Raw genomic sequence first — 4129 nt, forward strand, 5'->3', positions numbered from 1 at the left:
CTTGCCTCAGCGAAATCGAGGAGGGAATGCCGGAACCGCTCGTCGACCGGCCGGGGGAAGCGCGCGCCGACGCCACCGGCGCCGTCCGGGGCAATCTCGACCGTGCCCGCATCCTCGGCCATTACCGGACCATGACGCGCATCCGCGCCTTCGAGGAGGCGGCCGACCGGGCGCTCCGGGAAGGCCATGTCAAAGGCGCGGTCCATCTCTCGATCGGCCAGGAGGCGGTGGCCTCCGGCGTCTGCGCCAATCTCGATCGCGGGGACTTCATCACCAGCAACCATCGCGGCCACGGGCACACGCTCGCCAAGGGCGCGGACATGGGAGCCATGATGGCCGAGCTCTTCGGACGGGCCAGCGGCTCCTGCCAGGGCAAGGGCGGGTCGATGCACATCGCCGACTTCCAGGTCGGCATGCTGGGCGCCAACGGCGTCGTCGGCGCCGGCATCCCGATCGCCGTCGGCGCCGCCCACGCCATGAAGCTGGCGGGCGACCGCCGCATCGTCGTCTGCTTCTTCGGCGACGGCGCGGTCAACCGCGGCCCGTTCCTGGAGGGGCTGAACTGGGCCAAGGTCTTCGACCTGCCGGTCCTCTTCGTCTGCGAGGACAACGGCTTCGCCGCCACCACCCGGACCCGCTCGGTGACGGCCGGCCCGGGGCCGGGCGCCCGCGCCGAGAGCCTCGGCATTCCGTCGACCCCGGTCGACGGCAACGATGTCGTCGCGGTCGACGCCGCGGCGGCCGCCCTCGTGGCGCAGGTGCGCGCCGGCGCGGGGCCGCAGTTCCTGCACGCCCGCACCTACCGCCTGCGCGGCCATACCGCCGTCGATGCCGCGCCCTACCGTCCGGCGGCCGAGGTCGAGGAACGCTGGCACGACGAGCCGCTCCGCCGCTGCCGCGACCTGCTGGCGCTCGACGGCGTCGCCGCGGCGGAGCTGGACCGGGTCCGCGCGGAGGCCGAGGCCGAAGTGGCGCGTGCGGTCGCCGATGGGCTCGCCGCGCCGCATCCCGGCCCGGCCCTGGCCTGGACCGACGTGCAGGACGTCGACATGCGCCCCGTCGCCGGGGCGGAGGCGCCGCGATGACGATGCTGAGCTACCTCGACGCCGCGCGGCTGGCGCTGGCCGAGGAGATGCGCCGCGACGGCCGGGTCTGGGCCCTGGGCGAGGATCTCGGCCGCGGCGGCGTCTTCGGCCAGTACCGCGGCCTCGCCGAGGAGTTCGGTCCGGCCCGCATCGCCGACACCCCGATCTCGGAGGCGACGATCATGGGGGCCGCCGTCGGCGCCGCCATGGTCGGCAGCCGGCCGGTCGTCGAGATGCGTTTCTCCGACTTCGCGCTCTGTGCCGTCGACGAACTCGTCAACCAGGCGGCCAAGGCGCGCTACATGTTCGGCGGCCAGGGGCGGGTGCCGCTGGTGGTCCGCCAGCCGATCGGCATGTGGCGGTCGTCGGCCGCCCAGCATTCGCAGTCGCTGGAGGCCTGGTACACCCACGTTCCCGGCCTCGTCGTGGTCGCGCCGGCGACGGCGGCCGACAATTACGGCCTGCTGAAATCCGCCATCCGCTGCGACGATCCGGTCGTCTACATGGAGCACAAGGATCTCTGGCCGGCCGAGGGTGAGGTGGCGGAGGACGCGGCGGGCGGCTTGGTGCCGCTCGGCGAGGGCCGGCTGGTCCGCCGCGGCGACGACGTGACGGTCGTCACCTGGTCGCGCATGGTCCAGGTGTGCGAGGCGGCCGCGGCCGAGCCCGGCGCGCCGTCGCTCGAGATCATCGACCTGCGGACCCTGTGGCCCTGGGACCGGGATATGGTCCTGGACTCGGTGCGCCGCACCGGGCGCTGCCTCGTCGTCCACGAGGCGGTGCAGGCGGGCGGCTTCGGCGGCGAGATTGCGGCGACCGTCGGCGAGGCGCTGTTCGGGGCGCTGAAAGCGCCGGTCCGCCGGCTCGGCGCCCCGCGCATTCCGGTCGCCTATGCCCCCGTCCTGGAGGCGACGAGCCGGATCGTTCCCGCGCAGGTGGCGGCCGCCGCTCGCGCGATGGTATGAACACACAACAAGATCGGGAGGAGGACACCATGACGATGTCACGGAGATGGCTCTTCGCCGCGGCGGGCGCGCTCGCGGTCTCGCTGACGGCTGGCATGGCCGCGGCCCAGTCCTACAAGGCCGAGTACAAGCTCTCGACCGTCGTCGGGAAGCCGTTCCCCTGGGGCATCGCCGGCGAGCGCTGGGGCGATCTCGTGCGCGAGCGCACGCAGGGCCGGATCAACATCAAGATGTATCCCGGTACCAGCCTGGTCGGCGGCGACCAGACCAAGGAGTTCACCGCACTCCGCCAGGGCACGATCGACATCGCGATCGGGTCGACCATCAACTGGTCGCCCCAGGTCAAGGAACTCAACCTGTTCTCGATGCCCTTCCTGATGCCGGACTACAAGGCGATCGACGCCCTGACCCAGGGGGCGGTCGGCAAGAAGATCTTCGAACTCCTGGCCGCGCGCGACGTCGTTCCGCTGGCCTGGGGCGAGAACGGCTTCCGCGAGGTGACGAACTCCAAGCGCGAGATCCGGACGCCCGACGACATGAAGGGCCTGAAGTTCCGCGTCGTCGGCTCGCCGCTCTTCAACGACACCTTCTCCGCGCTCGGCGCCAACCCGACGCAGATGAGCTGGGCCGACGCCCAGCCGGCGCTGTCGACCGGCGCCGTCGACGGGCAGGAGAACCCGCTCACCATCTTCACCGTCGCCAAGCTGCACACGGTCGGCCAGAAGTACGTCACGCTGTGGGGCTACGTCGCCGACCCGCTGATCTTCGTCGTCAACAAGCAGGTCTGGGCGAGCTGGAAGCCCGAGGACCAGAAGATCGTCCGCGAGGCGGCCGAGCAGGCGGCGAAGGAGAACATCGTCGCCGCCCGCAAGGGGATCGTGGCGGGTGACGATGCGACGCTGAAGGAGATCGCCGGGCTGGGCGTGACCATCACCCGCCTCTCCCCGGCCGAGCTCAAGGCATTCCAGGCGGCGACGAAGCCGGTCTACGAGAAGTGGACGAAGCAGATCGGGCCCGACCTCGTGAAGATGGCCGAAGAGTCGGTCGCCAAGCGCTGATGCCGTCCGCCGACCCCGGCCGCTCACGGCCGGGGCCGGCGGGTCGCCGACCGCCAACCCCGCGATGACCGAGCACGAACAGCCGGCGGAGACGCCGGCCGAGGCCGAACCCCGCGTTCCGGTGCGGATCGAGGAGGCGCTGATGGCGGCCGCCATGGCCGCCCTCTGCCTCATCACCTTCGGCAACGTGGTCGTCCGCTACCTCACCAACATCTCCTTCGCCTTCACCGAGGAGTACTCGATCGCCCTGATGGTGATCGTGGCGCTGCTCGGCAGCGCCGTCGCCTTCACCGGCGACCGGCATATCCGCGTGACGTTCCTGCTCGACCGCCTGTCGCCCGCGGCGCGGCGCCGGGCCGAGCTCTTCGTCGTCGCCGCCTGCATCCTGATGTTCGCACTCCTGGTTCGCCTCGGCGGCCGGTTGGCGTGGGACGAGTACCGCTTCGAGGAGACCTCGCCGGGGCTCGGCATCCCGAGCTTCCTCTACACGATGTGGCTGCCGATCCTCTCGGCGGTGATCGTGCTGCGCCTCGTCGGCCGGGCGATCCGCATCTGGCGGATGCGATGAGCCTCGACACCATCCTGCTGCTCGTCGGCTTCTTCGCCCTGATGCTGGCGGGCGTGCCGATCGCCGTCTCGCTCGGGCTGGTCGCCGCGGGGGTCATCGCCCATGCCGGGCTCGGCATCATGTCGGTGCCGACCAATACCTATACCGGCATCGCCAAGTATCCGTTGCTGGCGATCCCGGTCTTCATCCTGGCGGGCCTCATCTTCGAGCGCTCGGGCGTGGCGGCACGACTGGTCACCCTGGCGACGGCGCTGGTCGGGCAGCGCGGCGGGGCGCTCGGCGTCGTCGCCGTCCTCGTCTGCATGGTCATGGGCGGGATCTCGGGCTCGGGGCCGGCCGATGCCGCGGCGGTGGCGACGGTGATGACTGCCGGCATGGCCCGGGCAGGCTATCCGCGTGCCTTCACCGCCAGCCTGATCGCCGCCGCCGGCTCGACCGCGATCCTGATCCCGC

At 71.6% G+C, this 4129-nt stretch carries 5 protein-coding genes; all 5 read left to right on the plus strand.

The window, feature by feature from the left end; translation table 11 throughout:
• The coding region (locus tag ACE3Q3_RS23230) for a thiamine pyrophosphate-dependent dehydrogenase E1 component subunit alpha (RefSeq protein ID WP_374450048.1) at positions 1 to 1085 on the plus strand (1085 nt) is incomplete at its 5' end.
• Entirely contained in the window at positions 1082 to 2050 is a 969-nt protein-coding gene (locus ACE3Q3_RS23235; RefSeq protein WP_374450049.1) for an alpha-ketoacid dehydrogenase subunit beta, read from the plus strand. The genes ACE3Q3_RS23230 and ACE3Q3_RS23235, both read left to right, overlap by 4 nt.
• A 29-nt stretch (positions 2051 to 2079) precedes the next feature.
• The gene (locus ACE3Q3_RS23240; RefSeq protein WP_374450051.1) at positions 2080 to 3108 is read left to right on the plus strand and encodes a DctP family TRAP transporter solute-binding subunit; all 1029 of its coding nucleotides are present in this window, start codon (positions 2080 to 2082) and stop codon (positions 3106 to 3108) included.
• A gap of 64 nt (positions 3109 to 3172) precedes the next feature.
• On the plus strand, positions 3173 to 3676 hold the full coding sequence (locus ACE3Q3_RS23245) for a TRAP transporter small permease (RefSeq protein ID WP_374450053.1): 504 nt from the start codon (positions 3173 to 3175) through the stop codon (positions 3674 to 3676).
• The coding region (locus ACE3Q3_RS23250) for a TRAP transporter large permease subunit (protein ID WP_374450056.1) at positions 3673 to 4129 on the plus strand (457 nt) is incomplete at its 3' end. The genes ACE3Q3_RS23245 and ACE3Q3_RS23250, both read left to right, overlap by 4 nt.

The organism is Allostella sp., assembly GCF_041913585.1.
Lineage (GTDB): Bacteria > Pseudomonadota > Alphaproteobacteria > ATCC43930 > Allostellaceae > Allostella.